This is a genomic window from Ruegeria sp. P8, assembly GCF_056534665.1.
In genome coordinates this window covers 81,690-102,709 of record NZ_JBQERC010000007.1, presented here as the reverse complement: position 1 = coordinate 102,709, position 21,020 = coordinate 81,690, and the positions used below count along the sequence as shown (strand labels likewise).

At 54.6% G+C, this 21,020-nt stretch carries 20 protein-coding genes; 16 read left to right on the top strand and 4 right to left on the bottom strand.

Annotation, left to right across the window (positions count from 1 at the left end; genetic code table 11):
* Positions 1–144 precede the first annotated feature (144 nt).
* From ACR0BZ_RS11085 to ACR0BZ_RS11030, 12 genes are all read left to right on the top strand, one after another.
* Positions 145–849, top strand: coding sequence for a hypothetical protein (locus tag ACR0BZ_RS11085; protein WP_480483548.1), 705 nt, complete (start codon positions 145–147; stop codon positions 847–849).
* Between the two features lie 57 nt (positions 850–906).
* Complete coding sequence (locus ACR0BZ_RS11080; RefSeq protein ID WP_480483546.1) at positions 907–1,374, top strand: hypothetical protein; 468 nt, start codon at positions 907–909, stop codon at positions 1,372–1,374.
* Between the two features lie 52 nt (positions 1,375–1,426).
* Entirely contained in the window at positions 1,427–2,968 is a 1,542-nt protein-coding gene (locus ACR0BZ_RS11075; protein ID WP_480920199.1) for an FHA domain-containing protein, read from the top strand.
* Positions 2,969–3,003: 35 nt separating this feature from the next.
* Positions 3,004–3,618 (top strand): FHA domain-containing protein, encoded by a 615-nt coding sequence (locus tag ACR0BZ_RS11070; protein WP_480483542.1) that lies wholly within the window; start codon positions 3,004–3,006, stop codon positions 3,616–3,618.
* Between the two features lie 5 nt (positions 3,619–3,623).
* Positions 3,624–4,814 (top strand): PP2C family protein-serine/threonine phosphatase, encoded by a 1,191-nt coding sequence (locus ACR0BZ_RS11065; protein WP_480920198.1) that lies wholly within the window; start codon positions 3,624–3,626, stop codon positions 4,812–4,814.
* Positions 4,815–4,822: 8 nt separating this feature from the next.
* Positions 4,823–5,917, top strand: coding sequence for a serine/threonine protein kinase (locus ACR0BZ_RS11060; protein ID WP_480920197.1), 1,095 nt, complete (start codon positions 4,823–4,825; stop codon positions 5,915–5,917).
* 59 nt (positions 5,918–5,976) lie between these two features.
* The gene (locus tag ACR0BZ_RS11055; protein WP_480920196.1) at positions 5,977–7,176 is read left to right on the top strand and encodes a trypsin-like peptidase domain-containing protein; all 1,200 of its coding nucleotides are present in this window, start codon (positions 5,977–5,979) and stop codon (positions 7,174–7,176) included.
* Complete coding sequence (locus tag ACR0BZ_RS11050; RefSeq protein ID WP_480509028.1) at positions 7,157–7,888, top strand: ATP-binding cassette domain-containing protein; 732 nt, start codon at positions 7,157–7,159, stop codon at positions 7,886–7,888. Before ACR0BZ_RS11055 ends, ACR0BZ_RS11050 begins: the two co-directional genes overlap by 20 nt.
* Entirely contained in the window at positions 7,888–9,078 is a 1,191-nt protein-coding gene (locus ACR0BZ_RS11045) for an ABC transporter permease family protein (protein WP_480487982.1), read from the top strand. The genes ACR0BZ_RS11050 and ACR0BZ_RS11045 overlap by 1 nt, the downstream gene beginning before the upstream one ends.
* Positions 9,071–10,705: a formylglycine-generating enzyme family protein gene (locus ACR0BZ_RS11040; protein ID WP_480483530.1), complete on the top strand. Its 1,635-nt coding sequence runs from the start codon at positions 9,071–9,073 to the stop codon at positions 10,703–10,705. The genes ACR0BZ_RS11045 and ACR0BZ_RS11040 overlap by 8 nt, the downstream gene beginning before the upstream one ends.
* Positions 10,706–10,991: 286 nt before the next feature.
* The gene (locus ACR0BZ_RS11035; protein WP_480483528.1) at positions 10,992–12,323 is read left to right on the top strand and encodes a serine/threonine-protein kinase; all 1,332 of its coding nucleotides are present in this window, start codon (positions 10,992–10,994) and stop codon (positions 12,321–12,323) included.
* A 13-nt stretch (positions 12,324–12,336) separates the two neighbouring features.
* On the top strand, positions 12,337–14,277 hold the full coding sequence (locus tag ACR0BZ_RS11030; RefSeq protein ID WP_480832997.1) for a vWA domain-containing protein: 1,941 nt from the start codon (positions 12,337–12,339) through the stop codon (positions 14,275–14,277).
* Between the two features lie 55 nt (positions 14,278–14,332).
* Here ACR0BZ_RS11030 and ACR0BZ_RS11025 read toward each other — a convergent pair whose 3' ends face one another.
* The 4 genes from ACR0BZ_RS11025 to ACR0BZ_RS11010 all read right to left on the bottom strand — a co-directional run bounded on the left by ACR0BZ_RS11025 (position 14,333) and on the right by ACR0BZ_RS11010 (position 17,066).
* A complete protein-coding gene (locus tag ACR0BZ_RS11025) occupies positions 14,333–15,079 on the bottom strand; it encodes an anti-sigma factor family protein (protein ID WP_480832996.1) in 747 nt (248 codons plus the stop codon).
* Entirely contained in the window at positions 15,076–15,621 is a 546-nt protein-coding gene (locus ACR0BZ_RS11020) for an RNA polymerase sigma factor (protein WP_480833017.1), read from the bottom strand. The genes ACR0BZ_RS11025 and ACR0BZ_RS11020 overlap by 4 nt, the downstream gene beginning before the upstream one ends.
* 6 nt (positions 15,622–15,627) lie before the next feature.
* Positions 15,628–16,020, bottom strand: a complete 393-nt coding sequence (locus tag ACR0BZ_RS11015; RefSeq protein ID WP_480920195.1) for a COG4315 family predicted lipoprotein — start codon at positions 16,018–16,020, stop codon at positions 15,628–15,630.
* Positions 16,021–16,427: 407 nt separating this feature from the next.
* On the bottom strand, positions 16,428–17,066 hold the full coding sequence (locus ACR0BZ_RS11010; RefSeq protein ID WP_480483517.1) for a TetR family transcriptional regulator C-terminal domain-containing protein: 639 nt from the start codon (positions 17,064–17,066) through the stop codon (positions 16,428–16,430).
* Between the two features lie 130 nt (positions 17,067–17,196).
* On the opposite strand from ACR0BZ_RS11010, the gene ACR0BZ_RS11005 reads away from it, so the two are divergent.
* Genes ACR0BZ_RS11005 through ACR0BZ_RS10990 form a run of 4 tightly spaced genes read left to right on the top strand, consistent with a single transcriptional unit; the run spans position 17,197 to position 21,012 of the window.
* Complete coding sequence (locus tag ACR0BZ_RS11005; RefSeq protein ID WP_267366088.1) at positions 17,197–18,054, top strand: ABC transporter permease; 858 nt, start codon at positions 17,197–17,199, stop codon at positions 18,052–18,054.
* Complete coding sequence (locus ACR0BZ_RS11000) at positions 18,051–18,839, top strand: ABC transporter permease (protein WP_480920194.1); 789 nt, start codon at positions 18,051–18,053, stop codon at positions 18,837–18,839. The genes ACR0BZ_RS11005 and ACR0BZ_RS11000 overlap by 4 nt, the downstream gene beginning before the upstream one ends.
* Positions 18,836–19,933 carry an ABC transporter ATP-binding protein gene (locus ACR0BZ_RS10995; protein WP_480483511.1) on the top strand — a complete coding sequence of 366 codons (1,098 nt, stop codon included), beginning with the start codon at positions 18,836–18,838 and terminating at the stop codon, positions 19,931–19,933. Before ACR0BZ_RS11000 ends, ACR0BZ_RS10995 begins: the two co-directional genes overlap by 4 nt.
* Before the next feature lie 17 nt (positions 19,934–19,950).
* A complete protein-coding gene (locus ACR0BZ_RS10990; protein ID WP_480920193.1) occupies positions 19,951–21,012 on the top strand; it encodes an ABC transporter substrate-binding protein in 1,062 nt (353 codons plus the stop codon).
* Positions 21,013–21,020 lie beyond the last annotated feature (8 nt).

Here is a 21,020-nt window from a genome sequence, read left to right as displayed (position 1 = left end):
TGATAAATAAGGAATTCACGTGTTCGGCGACGTGAGACGATATTACCATTCTTCACTTGCACACATGCGAATCGTTGATTGAAAATAAAAAGTATGTGACTTCATAATCAACTACGAAGAAAATTATGAGTACGGAGTTTGTTGATGCGTTCAGTAGCAATTTCTATTTTTGCGGTTTTTTCTCTTCTACTTTCAGCCTGTACAGAAGAAACAATTCAATCTGCGTCATCATCGGCAGTCGCTGGCAAGACGCAGCAGGAAAAGCAACTTGAAAAGCAGGTTCGAAGCCTGGATCAGGTTTCAAAAGATATCATCGTCAACAATACCATTCAGGGTGCCCTGGCTGGTGCAGTCGTTGGTTGTGGGATCGGATTGTTGCTGGGTGGCAGTGGCAGCGATTGTGCCGCTGGTGCAGCAGCAGGTGGCCTGATCGGCGGCGTAGGCGGCAATCAGGTCGGCAAGAAAGCGGCAGCCAAAAATGTTGAAATCGTCAACAGCAAGGCTGTTCTGGCCAATCTGTCCAACGTCAGTAAGCAACTGAATTCGGTCGAAGCAAACCTGCGGTCAGTTCTGGCATCGCAAAACGCGGAACTGAAGTCGCTTCGTCGTCAACTGGATGGCGGCCAGGTTTCTCAATCGGCGTACAACGCACGCGTCAAGGCTATCAAGTCAAACCGCCAGGTTGTTTCGAATGAGCTAAAGCGCAGCGAAAAGAACATGGATGGAACGATTTCCGAGTTGCGTGCTGCCTCAAGCAAAGGCCAGCCTGGTCTGGGTGGAGCCACGAATGCAGCCGTCAGCAACAAAAATCGTCTGGCGCGGACGCGGGCATCCATCAATCTTCTTTAAGTTTCTTTGACCCGCGTTCGTTACCGGACGCGGGTTTTCCAATAGTAAGTGTGTACCATGACCTCTGATCTTTTTCGTTTCTCAAAACCGGTAATGCTGGTCTCATTGATCGCCCTTGCGGGATGTACAGGATCTACGGACCCAACCACCGCGACTCTCTTCGACAATATTGCTAACCTGAATTCCGGGGAATACGATCGCCAGATTGCGCAAAACAAGGCGCAAGCGGATGCCATTCTTGCTCAGAACAAGGCGGCTGAGCAGCGAAACGCTCAGCTGGCGGCGCAGCGCAATGCCAATCAAAGCGAGATAAACGCGTTGCGTCAGCAGATTGCGGAAGTCAAAGCCCAAGGGGCCAAAGCCCGCGCAGCGTCAGCTTCGGACCCGGTGAAACTGCAGCAAGTTCAGGCTTTGGACAATCAACTGGGGGCCGTCGAACGGGACGTATCAAGCGGCGCTGATCCGTCTGTTGTACGGAACGAACTGAACCGGATTAAGTCGGCCTATCGCGCGCTGTCGATCTGATAAGAAACACGCCAGGTCGGCGCTTGTCGACGCATGCGACGACCGGGACAACTTGCCTGAGGGGGGTCTTGGGATCGTGACCTACGGAATATCACGCACATTTATTGCGGTTGCGGCTGCATTGGTTTTTGCAAGCTCAGCCCAAGCGCAGGACGGTAAGACGCGTGCGCCTGCGACCGGGCTTGCAATTCTGGATTGCGCTCCGGCAATACCTGCACCGGAAGACAGTTGTCTGGTGCGGGTACCGTCAGGCAACGAACGCGGCGGTATGAGCTTTCGATCCCTTGGTGATACGCAAGCTGATTTCGAGTTCGTCAAAGATGTCGACGAATTGCCCGGTAACCTGACCCTCTCTGCTACAATGGTTCTGATTGACCTTTCTGTCGGGGATCGCAGTGGCAGGGTGCGCAGCTGGAGCCGCGAGAGGGACCTTATATCGCGCGTGGTGACGAACCTGCCGCCAGATGAGAAAGTTGCAATCTACGGTTTCGGTAACGATATTGTCGAACTCTCACCATTCTCCACCAGCCGCTCGCGCGCGGAAGACGTGGTCAAATCTCTAGAAATCAAAGAACAGAACACGCGCCTTGTTGCAAACTCGACCCGGGCAATCGAATTGCTCAGCGAGCAGGACGATGTGCTGTTGAAAAACCTGATCCTGATCACCGACGGCGACGAGGAAGGGTTGGCCACCGTTGAAGAGATTTCAGCGGCTGCGGAAAAGGCAGGGGTGTCTGTCTCAGCTCTTGGGATGTTCTGGCGGGCACAGGGGAATGCCCGTACCACGCGCGGCATCGATGTTTTGAAACGCCTGACCGATCCTCAACAAGGTCTAATGGAAGAAGTGTTTCTTCAGAACCAACAAACAGCAAACACGGTAGTTTCAAGCTTCATTCGAACTTATGGAAATTCGGTCAAGGGCTCAGGCCTGATCGTCCCCGTAGGCGATGCGGCGCCAGCGCGTATCACGATTGACATGATCGAACCTGTTGTTGGTCAACCTGGTCAGACACAGACCAAGAGCTACTCGGCAGAGTTTCAGCCTGTCAATGTAGCGGCGGCGCAAACGGAAGAACCGGCTGAACCGGAAGTGGATGAAACTCTGATTTTCGGCTTGCCGGCTTTGTATGTCTATGTCGGTGCCGGTGTTCTGGCTTTGCTGGTACTTTTGCTGGCGTTCTTGCTGATGCGCCGCGGGGGCTCTGGTTTTGATGATGATCTGGAAGAGATCGAACTAGGGGATATCCCAAATGCTGAGGAAGTGCCGAACCGCGACGCAGCACCGACGGCTGCGCATGTACCGCCTCCGGTTGCCTTTCTTGTGCGTGTTGACAATGGACACCGGTTTCCGGTGCCCGCCGGGCGTTCGACTTTGGGCCGCAGCAGCACTAACGCCGTGGTCGTTCCCGATAGCGGCGTATCCCGTGTTCATGCGGAACTGAGCGGATCGCTGGATGGCAAGTTCACACTCAGTGATCTGGATAGTCTGAACGGGACGCTGGTCAATGATCGCAAGATCAAAGGCGCGCAAAGAATAAATGTGGGTGACACTGTGGGCCTTGGGCCCGTGCGCCTGAAACTGGTCCGCGGTTAATCCGCCAGATCATCTGAACAGGAAAGGTGATGAAAATGGGTAACGATAACAAGACTAGCTGGTTGTTCGATAAGGATGACGAAGAGTTGAACGATCTGGACATAGAAGGAGATGACGGTTTTACCGAGAGCCTTGCTCCCTCGAACAATGAACCGACACATGCAATCGGCGGATCATCCTACAGCGAAGCCCCGACCGAATATGTAGAATCTGACAAGACGCAGATCTACCACGGAGGTATGTCCAAGAGCTTTTCCGGAAAAGCCGAATTTGATCCAATGATTGATCCCATTACAGGATGGTTGGTCGTGGTGAAGGGCCCCGGACTGGGACAGTCTGTAAACCTGGGTTCAGGTATGAACACGCTGGGACGCGAGGGAGGAGAGCGTGTGTCACTGGATTTTGGTGACAAGTTGATTTCTGGTAAGGATCATCTGCGTATCATTTTTGACGACGCCAATCGGGTATTCTTTGCAGCCCCCGGAACAGGCCGCAATATCAGTCGGATCAACGGGCAGATCGTCGCCACGACAATGCCGCTTGAGAACTATGCTTTGATTGAATTGTCCAAGCAGACTCATGTGCGTTTTGTTGCTTTCTGTAACGAGGATTTTGACTGGTCGGAACTGGCCCAATCCTCTGAAGACTAATTCAGATGACAATTATCAGCGGCAAGCAAAGCCTGGGCCAGCGCGAGAACCAGGAAGATGCGTTTGACATCGTATTCCAGAATGAACGTGACCCCAAATCAGATATCCTCATGCTGGTCGCCGACGGGATGGGGGGGCACGCTGGTGGCGAAGTGGCCGCGAACATGGCGTTGTCAACCTTCAAATCCCATTTCATCGAAGGCTCGAACGCCCCTCGTCCTCGAGACCGGTTGCAGGAGTCATTGACCGCGGCCAATGAAGCTCTGCGTCACAAGATTGGCAGCCAACCGGATCTCAAGGGCATGGGGTGTACACTTGTTGCCGCCCTGAAACTGGGTGACCGTTTGGTCTGGCTGTCTGTCGGAGACAGCAGCTTGTTTCTGCTACGCGACGGACGGCTGAAAAAGCTCAACGCTGATCACTCGCTTTACGGCGAGCTTTTGCAGATGGTTGCGTCTGGTCAAATCACTCAGGACGAGGCTGACAACCATCCGCGTCGCAACGCACTGCGCTCTGCCTTGATGGGAGATCGGATTTCACTGACGGATATCAACGCGATCAACCTGAAACCCGGTGATGTCGTACTGGTATGTTCTGACGGGCTTGATACGTTGTCGCAAGCCGAGATCACCGGTGTGTTGCAAAGCGGTAAAAGTCGCGACATGCGTGGTGTGGCCTCGGATCTGCTGAATGCCGTCGAGGCGAAAGGCAAACCGAAACAGGATAATACGACTGTTGTGGTTTATGCACATGTTCAGGAAGGCATGAGCAGCATGTTGCGGGGCAGCCAGTGGGCGTTCACACCCACTGACAATCGAAAGAAAACACTGAAATACATTGCGATCGGACTTGGGGCTTTAGCCGTTGGGGCCACTATTGGTGCGCTGAGTTTCGGTGACAAGAAGACAGCGGAAACTGATCTGGCACCAAAGCCCGAGCCCGCTCCAGTAGAGCAGGAAGAACGCAGTATCGGAGACAGCTCGGTCGCCGAGCCGGTTTCGCCGGAAACACCTGTTGAAGGTGGTGATAGCCCCGCCCCCGAGGAATCGGAAACTCAGGAACCGGTGGCTGATCCGGAAGCGTCTGGTGAAGAAACCCTTCCGTCAGACGCGCCTGAAGCGTCTGGTGACCAGCCCACTGAGGATGTGACCAATCAGGATGAGAAGCCGTCCATTGATTCAGTAGTTCAGGAGTAGCGCCGCCCGTGTCCGCTCATTTGCCAAGGGGAGAAACCTTTGCCGGCTATGTCCTGGGGGACGTGCTTGGGCAAGGGGGCTTTGGCATCACATATCAATCGCGCAACCGGGAATCAGGCGAAAGATTTGCAATCAAGGAGTACTTCCCGGCGGATTACGCCAGTCGCGGACCCAAGAACGCAGTCGTTCCTACAAGCGAAGGGCGTCAGCTTTTTCACATGGGGCTCGAGGCGTTTTTACAGGAAGCTAACATGTTGCGCGATCTCCCGCAGCAGCAGGGATTGATGCGTGTTCGGGCAGCTTTTCGCAAGCATGGTACAGCCTATTGCGTGATGGAATACATCCACGGCGATCCGTTGGACCGGATGATGACCCGTATGATCGAGGCACGTGGCTCCGTACCTCAGGACCTCGTAAAAAAGTTTCTCCAATCAATGCTTGGTGCATTGGATGCGGTTCACAAGGTTGGGATAGTACATCGCGACATGAAGCCTGCGAATGTCATGATCCGAAAGGATGGGCAGCCGATCCTGATTGACTTCGGAGCAGCGCGACTGATGGGCAAGTCCAGCGGGTTGGCCTCTATGTTCACACGGAAATACGCCGCGATCGAGCAGTTTCCGCCCGAAAAAACCGGGTTGGCAGGCGGAGTTCACGAAGGACCGTGGAGCGATCTGTTCGCATTGTCCGTTATTCTTTACGAAATGGTGTCGCAAAGCCTGCCGCCAAATGCGGAAGAACGCTGGAAAGACAAGCGGGCCACTGGTCGTGATCCTTATGTGCCCGTGCGTCAGAATCTGATCCGCAACCGTGTGCAGGCCCAATATGATGACGTTCTGCTCAATGCGATCGACATGGGGTGTCAGCTGTTGCCCCGAGACCGAATTCAGACTGCGCGAGACTATGCCCGGATTTCAGGTATCGATTTGCGTCACCCTGTCGAGAAACATGAACCACCTGACCCGAAACCAAAGCGACCGCAGGACGGTCGCACGCCTCGACACAAGCGCGGTGGTCGTGCTGGGTATAAGGCATCGCTAATGGTGTTGATGTTTATTCTGGTCGTTGCTGTGGCCGTAATTGCGTATGGAACTTTGATGTGAATGTTGTGATCGCCCTTCGTGCATTGTTTTTCTCAGTTGTGTGGTCAGCTGCTTTCGGCGTGTCAGCTGCATGCGCGCAGATCCAATCCGAAGTCGTTAGGGTGGCTGATGGTGCGGTTGGGCGTGTGGTTGTCCAATACGAAGGTGGATGGGGAACCGGGTCTGGCTTTGTGCTTGCGCCTTTGCCGGGTGGAGGCGGGTATTATTTCCTGACCAATCACCACGTGATCGAAGGTGGTGTCAGCGCGTTTGTTGGTTTCAAGAAAGGCGACCGGATCTACAAATACGGCGTTCAGGTCGCATACGATTCCTTTGAAAAGGACATGGCTATCCTGAAGATCACACCGCAGGAATCCTTTGATCACAAACCCAACGTTCTGGCGGTGCGTGTTGGGACAATCAACAAAGGCGAGCAGGTTGCCGCAGTCGGTTTTCCTGGCACTTCAGACGTATCCAATGACAGCGGAAACGAGCTGGCCTTTTTTGAGACCACATTGACACAAGGGGCTGTCAGCAAAGTTTCACCCGGAAAAACGCAGCGGAATCGTGGTACGCAAGAAATTGTTCAGCACACTGCAGCAATCAACCCGGGAAACTCCGGCGGGCCGATGATCGATTTCTGCGGTTCGGTTTTGGGGATCAACACCGCCGGTGTCATGTTGAATTCGGATGGTGAAACTCCTGCTAACGGCACGTTCTTTGCACCATCCGCCAATTCCATCGCCGGTTTCCTGCAAGACAGCAATGTCCCGTTCACGCGTCACAAGGCAGGTTGTGATCCTGACAATCCAACTGTCGTTTCCGGTGGTACGTCAGACAGCAACCTTCTGATCATCCTTGCTGTATTGTGCGGTGGAGGCGCTGTGGTGATCGGTGGGATGTACTATGTCGTCTCGCACAATCGCGGCAAGGCTGATTTTAAACCCGAGCGGTCGGCTGCGTCTTCCAAGTCCTCTGGGCGGTCCATTCTTGCCGTGGACATGGCGGGTCATTCTGCGCAGTTCAGTGCTCGGCAGCTGCAATCCGGTGTCACCATCGGGCGTGCCAGCGAGAACACACTGACAGTCACTGATCGCAATTTGAGCCGCCGTCATGCAAGCCTCTCTCTGCAAGGGCGTAAAATGATGCTGACAGATCTTGGGTCTTCGAATGGGACCAAGGTTGACGGGCGGCGCCTCAAGCCAAATGAGCCGGTGCAGATCAACACCACGTCGAGGGTTGAACTGGGAGGGATAGCGCTTGTCCTCAAACGACCCTGATACCGTCCTGTCAATCCGGAACCTTGGTATAGAACGAGCGCCGGGTTTCTTTGTTGTGATCGAAGAACTGGACCTGAGGGCAGGTGAGACCATTGTTCTGGATGCTGTCAGCGGGGCGGGTAAAAGTACCGCTCTGGGGTTGATCGCGGGGGCGCTTCCGTTGACTGCATTGCCGGATACGCACCACGAGATAGCTGGCGTTACGGTGACGCCGGATACGCCTCGTGCGGATTTTGCGGGGCCGGACAAGCTGGGATTTGTACTTCAAACAAACACACTGGTTCCATATCTGACATTGCTCGAAAACATCGAACTGCCCGTGCGCGTTGCGGGTCAGGAACCCGATGCAGAATGGCAGGACCATCTAATCCGGTCGATGGGCCTGGGTGACTATGGGGCGCGAAAGCCGGGTCAGTTATCTGTTGGCCAACGACAGCGAGTATCCGTTGCGCGGGCTTTGTTGGGTCGACCGGCCCTGTTGCTGCTGGATGAGCCGGTGTCGGCATTGGATCCCGCGAATGTCGCCGAGGTCGAGGGCTTGATCGTGCATCTTGCGGCAGAGGCCGGGTCTGCTGTCGTGTTGGCCAGCCATCAGGCGCAGACCGGTGAGTTTGCGCAAACGCCTCGGGCTGATCATCGGCTTCTGGATCATCAGGGGCAGTCCTATTCCATCTTTTCCACAGCGGGTCGTGTAGCGGCCAAGGTGGCATGATGTTGAAAATACCAACCAAACTGGCCCTCAGGGAGTTAAAGCACGACTGGCAATCGGCTTTATGTTTTGTCGCTGCCTTGGCTGGTGTTCTTGGACCTCTGCTGATCATACTTGCGCTCAAGAATGGGGTCATCGGCACAATGGTCGGGCGTCTGATCGAAGATCCGTCGAACCGTGAAATCCTGGCCATCGGCGCGGGGCAGCATGATGCTGCCTTTTTTGCAGGTTTGAGTGCGCGGCAAGATGTAGGTTTTGTTGTTCCCGCAACACGCTCAATCAACACATCCGCAAACGCTGTTCGGAATGAGGCGCAGCGGAAACTGGAGCGGGCGGTGCCATTGATCCCGTCATCTGCGGGTGACCCCTTGGTCAAGGGCGAGGCCGTCGGTCCCGGCCGGATCTGGATATCAGACACGCTGGCAAGTGATCTTTCGGTTTCCGCAGGTGATACACTGGACATGATTATCGGGCGCGAGGTCGACGGGCAGCGCGAGAACGCGCGGCGCGACCTGACGGTTATCGGTGTGCTTTCGCCTGAGATCTGGCCGCGGCCCGCAATCTTCCTGTCGGTTCCCGACTTGCTGGCAGTTGAGCGGTTCCGGGATGACCTGTCCGCGACACCTGGTAACTGGACGGACCCGGTTCCGGAACCTGACAGCTTTGCCAGCTATCGCCTGTATGCCAGATCGCTCGAAGATATCGCAACCCTTTCCGCTTATTTGGCGGATATCGGATTGCAATCTCGTCCAAGGGCTGAAAACGCAGCGCTGTTGCTGTCATTTCGCCGGAATTTAAACATCCTTTTCACGGCCGTAGCGGCATTGGCGATGTTCGGGTTTTGGGCTGCAATGTCAGCCAACCTTCGTGGTATGGTCGAGCGTCAACGCGTCATCTTCAGTTTGTTTTCCATGTTGACGATGCCCGATCGTCAGCGGTGCGTCATTCCCGTTGTGCAAAGCCTGACGCTTGTACTGGGTGGTGTGATTGCGACCTTGGTTATCATCCTGCCTTTTCTGCTTGCCATCAATGCCAGCTTCGAAACGGCGCCCGGAGAGGCCATTGCGCGCCTTTACCCCGGTGACATTCTGGCCACTCTGGGTCTGGGCGCTGTGACAGCTGTCACGGCAGCGGCCTGGGCGGTATTTGCCGTTCGCAATGTTGAACCACAGGAGGTTTTGACCCATGCCTAGACTTCCTCTGAGTATGATTGCCACTCTGATCGGCCTTTTCAGCTTGACTTCAACCGCACAGGCGCAGGACATCACTTGGCGCGAGAAATATTTTAATCCGCAACCCGCCGAGGGAGATTTGACTCTGCCAATGCCGTGCGGCGGAGCGATGACGTTTCGAAAGATCGCAACTCCTAATACTGACGGTGTGATTGGCGATGTTTCGGTTGTACTTGGTCAGGAAGGAAGCGAGCAGCCCTATCTGAACGGTCTTCGCCGGGCGTTTGTATCTGGTGCGTTCGCGGATGAAGATGGTGCGGCCAAGGGCTACTTCTACATGGCCAAATACGAGTTGGCACAGGCACAATGGGATGTGGTCATGGCTGGTCAATGTTCCGAAAAGGAACCCCGCCGACGCGAGTTTGTTCCTGCAGTCGCCCAATCAAAGCTCGACTATCAGCGTTTTGCTGAGGCCTATACGCTATGGTTGATGCAGAACGCCCCGGATACGTTACCGCGTGTCGGTGAAACACGTGGGTATCTGCGATTGCCGACTGAAGAAGAGTGGGAATACTCTGCCCGCGGTGGGTTGGCCGTTGATCAAGCTCTGTTCCGGGCGCCCTTGCCCCCGATTCCGGAAGGGACGCCGCAGGACGAATTCATAGCACATGGTGGAACAGCGTCGGCGGGCGGTAAATTACAGGTTATAGGTTCGTTGCGCCCCAACCCTTTGGGTCTGCACGACATGCTGGGCAATGCGGCCGAAATCGTTGGCGATCCTTTTGCTTTGGTCCGTCACGGGCGATTGCACGGACAGGCCGGAGGGTTTGTGAAACGGGGGGGTGATGCACGCACACCCTTGGCGGACATCACTTCTTCGACCCGGTTCGAAGTGCCGCCGTTTGACATTTTGTCCAATACCTCTTCAGCGGACCGGTTTACCGGCACACGTCTTGTGTTGCAGGGCTTGGCCATTACCTCGGCTGATCAGGACCAGGCTCTGAAAGATGGATTGGACCAATTGGCACGCCCGGACGAAGGTCTTGCTGTAGCGGCCAGCGAACAGGAGGCGATGGACCTTCTGGATGAGATATCGGCCGAGACGTTGTCGGATCGGACCAAAACTCAACTGGCGGTGATCAAGGACACCTTGAACAGGGGGCGTGTGGAACGTAACGCGCAACGCGACCAGTCGATCCGCCTGATCCTGACCTCGGGTGTACTTGTCTGCGGGCAGGGCATTCGACGTTATCTAAATGCGCTGATTTCATCACTAACAATTGCGCCTGAGCTGGACGCGCTTGAGGCGGAAGCCCGGGCAAGTGGGGACCAGTCTTTCCTTGACGAAGTGCTTGCTGCCAAAGAGGACGCTGCGGCCAAGCTGGCCGAACTTGAGGCCAAGGCCAAGGCTGATATTGTCGAATATGCCAACCTGATCGAAGGGCTAGTCGATCAGTATTCACCAGTTTTGCTGCGCAAGCAGATCGATTTCATCTATCCGACAGAAGCAGAACGGGGTCGCGAGCGCGCGACTTGCCTTGCTATGGTTCAGGATCATATCGGTGCGCGAAGCGTAGCTGGCTATTCGGATTTGGATCAGATTGCGAACGACTTTCAGGCAGTTGCTTTGTCGTTTGTCGAAGAATGAATTGGAAAGGTTGAACTATGCGGGATGTATTGAACAAATCGCTTGAAGTACTGGTCTGGATAACGACTTGTCTATCCATTGTCTTTTTCTGTTTCACAGCAATTACGATGTTGCGGCTGTCTCCGCTGGGGCCGGATACAACGACCATCATTGCAGCCTTTCTGACTGTGGTGTTCGGGATTACCGCTTCGCTTGTTTTTGCTGGCATCTGTTTTCAAATCATGGATATCCGCACCTTTTCCAAACACAGCGCGATCAGTTTGAAGAGCCGGAGGTAACATAAGCTATGGAACATTCTGTACTTGGGCTTCGACCCGGCAGCGTCCTTCAGGATACCTACGAGATCAAGTCTCTGTTGGGTGAAGGTGGTATGGGTGCCACATTCCGGGGTTTGAACCGGGCCAGCGGTCACGAAGTGGCAATCAAAGTAATGACACCAAGCTTTGCCAAGAACCAAAAAGCGGTTGATCTGTTCCGGCGCGAAGCGAATTTGCTGCGAACTGTCCGTAGCGAGGCGGTGGTTCGGTTCGAAACCTCCATGCTGGATAAGGACGGGCGCTTGTTTCTGGTCATGGAATTTGTACCAGGTCATCCTCTGTCACATTATCTGAAAAAGGGCGCGCGACTTTCGTCCGATGACGTTCTAAAATTGGGGTTGCGACTGGCGCAGGGACTGGAGGCAATCCATAAACTTGGCATCGTTCATCGAGATGTTGCACCCGACAATGTGATGATCTCGCATGAAGACATTAACCAAGCGAAATTCATAGATTTCGGTTTGGCCTCTGACAGCATCGGAACCGACAAATCGATTATCGGCGACAGTTTCGCAGGCAAGCTGCGCTATTGTGCTCCGGAACAGTTGGGTTTGTTTGGCAATAGTGTTTCAGCCGCGACCGATGCCTACGCACTGGGTCTTGTGTTGATGCGTACGACCGGGCTCGAGTTGCCAGGTGAAGGTAAAGGTTTTGCCGCGGTTGAAGACCGAAAGGTGGACATCAAGATAACCGATCCAAAGGTTGCGCCCGGTCTGAAATCTGTTTTGGAACACCTGCTGAAAGCCAACCCCAAAGACCGTCCCAGTGACCTGCCTGGCTTGTTTCGCACAGCAATGAGCGGTGCCAAGGCAGCACCGACTTCGGCGGCTGTACCCCGTCAGCCGACTGCCGCGCCCGACCAGGGTGGGGGCAGCAAACTACCTTTGATTGCGGCGGGTATCGTCGCTCTGATCGCAATTGCTGGAGGTGCATGGTATTTTCTGTCAGGAGCTGGTGGTTCGTCAGCCAAGGTCAATGAGTCTGTCGGGATTGCGCAGGAGGCCGTTGCTGCCGATAACCCACTGACAGCCGCACGAGACCTCTTGGCTGTGGGCGGGGCACAGAATCTGGATGCCGCTTTGGGCGCGCTGATTGCGATCAGCAACGATCAGGAGTTGTCCCAACAGGATCGGGCATCAGCCAATATCCTGATTGCTGAGATGTATGATCCTAAAACGCACAGCACCGTTACATCGCCTTTCCCGCGCCCTGACCCGTCGGCAGCACGGCGTTATTATCAGCGCGCAGCTGATCTTGGGTCGGACCCGGCGCGTCAGGCTTTGGATCGATTGGCTGAGTGAGGAGGTGAAGAAGATGTTGATACGAGTTATTTCCCTAGTTGCCTTGTTGGCCTCTATGGTCGGTCCGGCTACGGCGCAATCAAGATCTCCGCTTCCAATCGAAGGCAAAGAAAGCCTGTATCAAAGGGTTCTGATCCGTGAGCGGATCGACGCGAGGCCCGAGCCAGACAGCGAAAGTTCCGCGGCGTCTCTTTCTCCATTACAGGTGTTTTTTGTCTATGCTCGTGACGGCGACTGGATGCAAATCGGAGCGAGCGATCAAGGCGACGATCTTATGTGGATTCCGGAAGGGGCGGCTATTCCCTGGAATCAGAACATTGTTGCAACGTTGGAAGGCAGTGACAATGTCGGACGCGTTTTGTTTTTTAATGATATCGACCCGATCTATGACATCATCGAAAGCGAAAACCCCGCCGGTCTTGCAAAAAACGCCAGAGATGAAGCGCTGGCAGCTGAGCAGGGCGGCGAACCGTCAGAAAGCGTGATCGCCTTAGGCCCGCGCGAAACGATTGATCAGCGTCAAAACCTTTATGTAATGCCAATCTTGGCAACGGAAGAGGCTGTGTTCGACATCGGACCGTTCGTAAATCTGCTGCAAGTGGCCGTTGCCAGTGCCAACGCCCCGAACCGCCCGGCGCCATCGGGTAGTCAGAATTCGGGCGACTTAAAAACAGCAGTGGTCTTTGTCGTGGACACTACGATATCGATGGAGCCGTATATCCGCGCTACCCGTGCAGCACTGCAAGAGGTTTATCGAGAGGCCGCAGGATCAGCGGCAGCAGACGCGATCAGTTTCGGGCTTGTTGGCTATCGCGACAGCCTCGAGGCAGCTCCGGGCCTTGGGTATGACGTTCGGACATTCGTGGATCTTCAGCAGGGCCTTAACGTTGACAACTTCCTGAGTGGCATCGATCAGATGCAAGAAGCGGAATCCAGCAGTAAGAATTTTCGCGAAGACAGCTATCGCGGTATTGAATACGCATTGGAAGACATGGACTGGAGCGACTTTGGGGGACGGTTTATCGTACTGGTTACAGATGCAGGTCCACGCGAATTCGATGATCAGTATTCTGCCACAGGGTTGAGCGCCGAAAGTCTGAACAGGATTGTCCGTGAGCGCATAGGTGGTGCGATGGCCGTCATGCATCTGCGTACCGCGCGAGGTGCCAAAGACCACCCTTCGGCTGAAGCGGCTTATAAGCAACTGACCGCCTTTCCGAATTCTGCTCCCTTGTATTTCCCGATCGAGAACGGTGACCCAGACGTCTACAAGGAAACCGCACGCACGTTGGGTGGGATTGTGGCAAAGCATACGTCTTCTTATCGTCGCAGCGGCGGCGACGAGATTTTGGACGAAGACGCCATTGCTGACAAAGGTGACAACAGGTTTTCCGGCCTGAGTACAGCAAGCCGGACTATGCAACTGGCCTACCTTGGAAAAACAGAAGGCGCGCGAGCGCCCGACTTGTTTGAAGCTTATGTGGCGGATCGGGATTTTGATCGACCAGGATTGAAACCTTTGTCTATCAGATTGCTCATCTCGAAGGCGGATCTGAGTAACCTGGAAGAAGCGTTGCGGATCATTGTCGACCAGGCCGAGCGGAACGTCGTGAACCCTGATCAGTTCTTTGCACAGGTTCTTGGAGTTGCCGCAGACATGAGCCGCAGACCTGATCAGGTATCACGCCAATCAGACCCCAGCCTTGCCGAAGCTGTGGCGTTGGACGAATACCTGTCTGACCTGCCCTATAAGTCTCAGATCATGACTATTACTGAAGATGATTGGGTGCGCCTTCCGATTTCAGAGCAGCAAACCATCGTCAACGGGCTATATGACAAGATCGAACGGTACCGGCGGTACAACGAGTCGACCGATCAATGGGTTGATTACCTTGGGGCCGGGCCGCAGGCAGGAAACTTGCTGTACCCGATGTTGCTGGATGATCTGCCATAACCTCAAAGGTGTTGTCGCAAATCTTCTGCGCGAGCCAAGCCGTCGAAAGCGGTTTCTAGATCATTTGACCATGCGCCAAGCGGGCGATGTGTTCCATCGGGTCACGTTTCTGGTCCCCGACCAACGTATACTGCCAGGGTCCGTCCTGCCAGAAGACGACAAGATACCCGTCCTCTTGTCGAAACCGAAACGATTGGGTTTGAGTTGTGTCGCCATGCGTGGCCATCAAACTCAACCGATCACCCTCTGCATTCTCATACATAAATAAAGCTGAGGCATGGTCGCCTGCGGGCAGAAGGCGTCCTCCAATCAGGGTAAACCCGGTTTCCCCAAGTTGTGGCGCGATAATGGCAGAGCCCAATCGATTGGAGAGCCAGGTTTGCAAGTGATCTTTTTCCGTAGCGGCGACTTCCACAGGGTGAAGAACTTCAACGGCGAACAAAGAATGCGCCGCTTTTGCGTGTTGCGAGAACAATGCCAGATCGTCGGTTGCTCGGTTCTCCCAAGGTTGCAAATAAGACCCCAAACCAAAACCAACGGCAAAAACCGCGACCGAAGCAACCAGCCTCAAAGAGACTGGCGAGGGCGGCTTGGCCTGTTTCCGCAGACTTCGAAGATGTGCCGCAGAAGGAACAGGGACCGCCTTGTTTATCAGGTCTGATTGACGCTGAAATGCACGGATGCGCGCTGCATCGTCCGGGTGATGTTCAAGGTGACGGTCAAGGCGTTCGCTTTCTTCCGGTGTCAATTCACCGTCTATGCTACGCTGAACCAGGTCTTCGATGGATGGGGTGTGCGTCATTTCACGCTCCTGATCTTCACGGCGGCCGAAGCGTCCATTTCAGATTTGATTTTAGTGCGGGCGCGCGAGATCCGCGACATCAGCGTACCCTTTGGAATGGACAAAGTTGTGGCCGCTTCGTCATAGCTTAATCCACCAATGACAACAGAAAGAAGGGCTTCTCGCTGATCTTGAGGAACAGAATCCAGCGCCTTCCAGACAGCCTTGATTTCCAACCGTTCTTCGGCCGTGCTTGTCGTAGCTGCCAGCGTCGAAATGTTGTCGAGATCGACAGTGTTGAATCTGGACTCTCGACGCCACCTGTCCCGGTAGAGGTTCAACAATATTTTAGTGAGCCATGGTTTCAACGGCCGCCCCGGAAGCCAAAGCAATCGTTTGCGCAGGGCGCGTTCAACACAATCCTGCACCAGATCATCCGCCGCATCCGGATCACGGGTCAGCGACCAGGCATAACGCCAAAGATCGGGGAGGCAGTTTTCAAGCTGGTTTTCAAATGACTGAAGCATGTACGTAAGCCGGGAGAGGAAACCTTCCCCCGGCACCAAGGTTCAGGGGCGTGCGATATGCCAAACACCTTTTACACCGTCCCCTGTCATGTCCCCAGGGTTTTCGTCTTTGAACCATAGATAAAGCGGCTTTCCTTTGTAGGCGATCTGAACGCTGCCATCCTTGCGTTCGATCAGGCTGTAGCCTTTTTTCAGTTCCATGTTGGCATCACCCATCAACGGCGGCCATTTGGTGGCACAGTCATCATAGCAATTCGAAACGCCTGTTTCGTCCTTGTCAAAGGTATAGAGAGTCATCTTGTGCGCATCCATCAGGAAGGTTTCTCCGTTGAGCTTGCCAGTTACGGCTGGCGCACCGGTGTGACCATCCGCAAATGAACCAGTTGCAGTCGCAATCAGCGCGACACCAGAAAAAGTAAGGGACTTTAGGGACATTGGATTCTCCGACTGTTTCAGGTCTGCGGGATGGCAGACAATACAACTACGAAGGCGCCTGGAAAAAATTCCCCAAAGTGAAACATTTTTTCGGCGGCGTGTGGGCATTGTTTTGATGGTAAAGCCAGAGTCCACGCCTATGGGAAAGGTCACGCATATCCAGTTTGGGTACGAAGAACCTGTATCTGTTCGACAAGTGGGACAAGCGCGTTAGGGCCCGAGGGGCAGGGTGCTTCGTCACCTGTCAGTATCTGAAGTAAGGACAATTAAGTGTTGGCACGGCTATCGCAAATCTTGCAAAACGAAAGCACAGGCGAGCTGATTGCATGCGCCCGGAACAATTATCTCTCAGAAACTTCTGTCTCCGAGCTATCCAATTTGAATTGGGACGCCGCCTAGGCTTAGACCTAGAATTTTCCGGGGAAAAGTCCGCATAAAAACCTTCGAACAAGGTTGACAGAGCGGCGGCGTGAAAATCCCTGCATATCGGTTAGGTAGTTCACCCACATCCCCTCCAGCAAGGCCAGCGTTCCGCTGGTTGCGTCATCTACCAGGTTCGGGTCGCCCCTGTTTTCCGAGGCTATCTCTGTGAACGCGGACCGCAAGGTTTCGACAAGTTTGTCATCCTGAGTGCTGCTGTAACGGGCGATACCTGGATGAGAGCTTGCGATACCCCGAAACGCATGCCAGATTTTAGTACTGCGGGGATTGAGCAGTGCTTCTGACAGGTCGGCCTCAATCACTGCCATAACACGGTCTTCGGGTCTTGCGCTCGGGCCCAGATCTGTCCTTCTGTCCATCTCGGCATAATACTCGGTGCTGAAATGCTGGGCGGCTGCGGTCAGTAAATTGTCCTTACCCCCGAAATGCAAATGGATCATTCCGCGTGACAGACCGGAGCGCTCGCAGATTCGGCTGACCGAGGTATCGGTCACCCCAATATCGGCAATCGTGTCCAGAGTCGCGTCGATCAGTAGCTGTTTATTGGCTTCCGGATCCCGCTTTGAACCGCGTTTTTGTTCCTTGACGCTTTGCGCTTTATTCAATGTTACCAACCGTTTGTGAGTGTCTCATAGAGGTAGCTCACAGGAATATTGACACGAAAGGCCATTCTGGCGCAACATTTAATGGACGATCGTCCATTAGTGACTCGTGAATTGTGGGAAGGGAGGTTGGGTGATCTTTCGCAGCGAAGCGTCCCGGGGATATACCCTCAGCGCGCCAGCCACGGCTTACGTGGGCTTTCTGGTCGCGGCGCCATTGGTGATCCTGATTGCCTACTCATTCTGGACCCAAACCTATGTGACTCTCGACAAGACACCGACACTGAAGAATTACAGCGATGCGTTTGCGGATCCGCTGGTCCGGCACCTGATGCTTCGGTCGATCTGGATTGCCGGAGCGGTGACCATAGTCACCGTCGCGCTGGCCTATCCCATCGCGTATTTTATCGCGATGAAGGCCCAGAAAAAGACCATCTGGCTTCTGCTTATCACCATTCCGTTTTGGTCCAGCTATCTGCTGCGCGTATTTGCCTGGAAGCTCATTCTGGGGTTCAACGGCGTGATGAACTCTGCGCTTCTGGCGCTGGGTTTGATCAGCGAACCTCTCGACTTCCTGCTCTACAACGAATTCGCAGTCGTGCTGACGCTCGCGCATGCCTGGGCACCATTTGCGATCCTGCCGATCTATGTCTCACTGCAAAAGATCGATCCGAGCCTTCTTGAGGCTGCAACAGATCTTGGGAACAGCCCCTTTCAACGTTTCATGCGGGTGACCCTGCCACTGACGATCCCAGGTATCATTGCTGCTTGCCTGATCATCTTCATCCCTACCGTCGGTGATTATGTGACCCCGGCTCTGGTTGGTGGTTCAGATGGGAAGATGATCGCCAATCTTATTCAGGTGCAGTTCGGGGCCGCCAACAACTGGCCCCTTGGTGCCACGCTGTCGCTGATCGCAATGCTTTCGGTGGGTTTTGTGGCCATCGTGTTTGTGATGTCCGCGACGCGGCTGGGGAGGCGGATCAGATGAGACGTCCTTCGACCCTGACAGCCTATGCGTTCCTGTATCTGCTGTTTCTGTACCTGCCGGTTCTGTTCCTGCCTCTGTTCTCTTTCAATGGCGGTACAATCGTTGCGTTCCCGATCAAGGGCTGGACACTGGACTGGTATCGTAAGCTAGGCGAGCAGGACACGTTGATCCAGGCGCTTTGGAACTCGCTTGCCGTCGGAACTGTTGTTGCGCTTCTGTCGACCGCCATGGGGCTGTTCGCCGCCCGTGCCTTCGTTCGGTACCGTTTTCGGGGTCAACGCGCGGCAGAAGGTCTGGTGATGCTGCCTTTGGTGATCCCAGGTATTATCGTCGCCTCTTCAATGCTGGTCCTGTTTCTGTTTCTTGGTCTCAAGCCGTCATTGCTGACCGTCATTCTGGGCCACACGTTTCTCGCGCTGCCGTTCTCTGTCTCGATCTTGAAATCAGCCTTTGATGACTTCGACGCATCACTGGAGGAAGCATCTTACGATCTGGGCGTCGGTGTGTTCGAAACCTTCCGCCGCGTGACGCTGCCGGTCGTCGCCCCCGGTATCGTAGCCAGTGTTTTGGTCACATTCACCGTCAGTTTCGATGAGTTCGTCCTTGCCTTTTTCCTGTCCGGCAACCAGCCAACCCTGCCGGTTTACATCTGGAGCCAGATCCGTTTCCCCGCCAAGCTTCCAAATGTGTTGGCGCTGGGGTCGATCCTGCTGCTGACTTCGGTTCTGCTTCTGGTTCTGGCCGAATACTTCCGCCGCCGTTCATCCGCATCAGAGGTCCGATGACACACAGAAACATCATAGAGCTCAGGGACGTCGAAAAGCGCTACGGAACATTTGTGGCCGCGAGCGGAATAAACCTTGACCTCAGAGAGGGTGAGTTCTTTTCGCTCCTCGGTCCTTCAGGGTGTGGCAAGACCACGGTTTTACGCATGATCGCGGGCTTTCAGGAACCCACCAGGGGGAAGGTGCTGATTGACGGTCAGGATATGGAAGGAGTGCCGGCCAACAACCGACCGACGAACATGGTCTTCCAAAGCTACGCAATCTTCCCACACCTCAATGTCGGGAACAACGTAGCCTACGGGTTGCGGGGCAAAGCGCCCAAGGCCGAGATCGACCAGCGCGTCGCCGAAGCTTTGGAAATGGTCGAACTGGGTGGTCTTCAGGATCGCGGCGCAAGCGAGTTGTCGGGCGGGCAGCGTCAAAGGGTGGCGCTTGCCCGCGCGCTGATCATGCGGCCAAAGGTGTTGCTTTTGGATGAACCCTTGTCAGCGCTTGACAAGAAGCTGCGTGAACAGATGCAGTTTGAAATGCGCAATCTGCAACAGTCGCTTGGCATTACCTTTGTGATGGTCACGCATGACCAGTACGAGGCTATGACCATGTCCGACCGTATCGGCGTGATGTTCAACGGACAACTCAAACAAGTTGACACGCCAACGACGCTTTATGCCCGTCCCTGTGATCAACAAGTGGCCAGCTTCATCGGTGAGATGAACATATTGCCGGCCCGGTTACTGAGCGAAAGCGGTGACATGTTGTCAATCGATGCGGCTGCCTTCGGGCGGATGGAAATCGAGAGAAACCCCAATGTGGCGACCAGCGCCAGAAACATGAACATCGGTATTCGACCGGAACAGTTGGAGATTGCTGAGGACCGTCCTGAAGACTACCCATCAACGGTTCAGGGCACTGTCAGCAACGTCGCCTTCTACGGTGAGAATATTCACTACCACATTCAGGTGGCTGGGGCCGAGAAACCAATCTCGGTCTCGGTTCCGAACTATTTCCACACGGTCGACTTTAAACGCGGCGATGTCGTTTGGCTGGGGCTTCAGGCGGCTAGCGTGATCGATCTTGGTACGATCTCGGAATAAAACAGAGGGAGGATAGAATGAAACTTCAGGGAATTGCGGCCTTCGCGTGTGCGACGGCAATAACGACAGGCAGTGCCAGTGCAGGTGGCGCCGATCTGACGGTTTTTGACTGGTCGGGATATGAAGATCCCGGATTCTTTGCCAGCTACATGGAAAAATACGGGGATGAAGCGCCAAGCTATTCCTATTTCGGAAGCCAGGAAGAAGCCTTTACCAAGCTGAGTTCCGGTTTTACCGCTGATCTGGCACATCCTTGTTCTGACGCGGTCAGAAAATGGGTCGCAGCTGATCTGATTCAGCCTTTGGATGAAAGCAAGCTGACCAATTGGGCGGATGTGCTGCCCGAGATCAAAGAGGTCGACGCCATCGTTCTGGACGGCCAGCTTTACATGCTGCCGTTCGAATGGGGGAACACAGGTCTTATCTATCGCACCGACAAGATATCAGGGGATGACATCTCACTGCAATTGATGGCGGACCCGGCCTATGCAGGCAAAATCGCCATCCCGGATGCTGCATCGTCTGCTTATGCCCTGGCTGCGCTGGCCACCGGAAACGCGGATGACTACACCGACCTGAGTGATGAGCAATTCAAGGAAGCATCGGATTTCCTGCGCTCGATCCACCCGAATATGCGTTTTTACTGGTCCGATGCGGGTCAGTTTGACCAGGCCATGACCAGTGGCGAGATCGAAATGGGGTGGGCCTGGAACCAGTCCGAACTGAACCTGATCTGGAATGAAGTGCCCGCGGCCATGATGCGCAACGTGGACAAGGGCATCGCGACCTGGGCGTGTGGCTATGTGCATCTGAAATCGTCCACGACACCGGTCGATCAGGTCTATGACCTTTTGAACGCGCTTACGGACCCTGCCAGTGGTCAGTACATCATCGACAACTGGGGCTACCCGCATTCCAACGCAAAAGCGTTCGAAATCGCCGATCAGGGCAGTATAGAAGCCTATGGTTTTTCCGATCCCAAAAGCTTCTTCGAGGGCAGTTTGTTCTTTGATGCTGTGAACCCCGAGCTTGAGGCGAAGATGCTGGCCGAATTCGAGCGGATCAAAGCCGGCTTCTAACATAACCC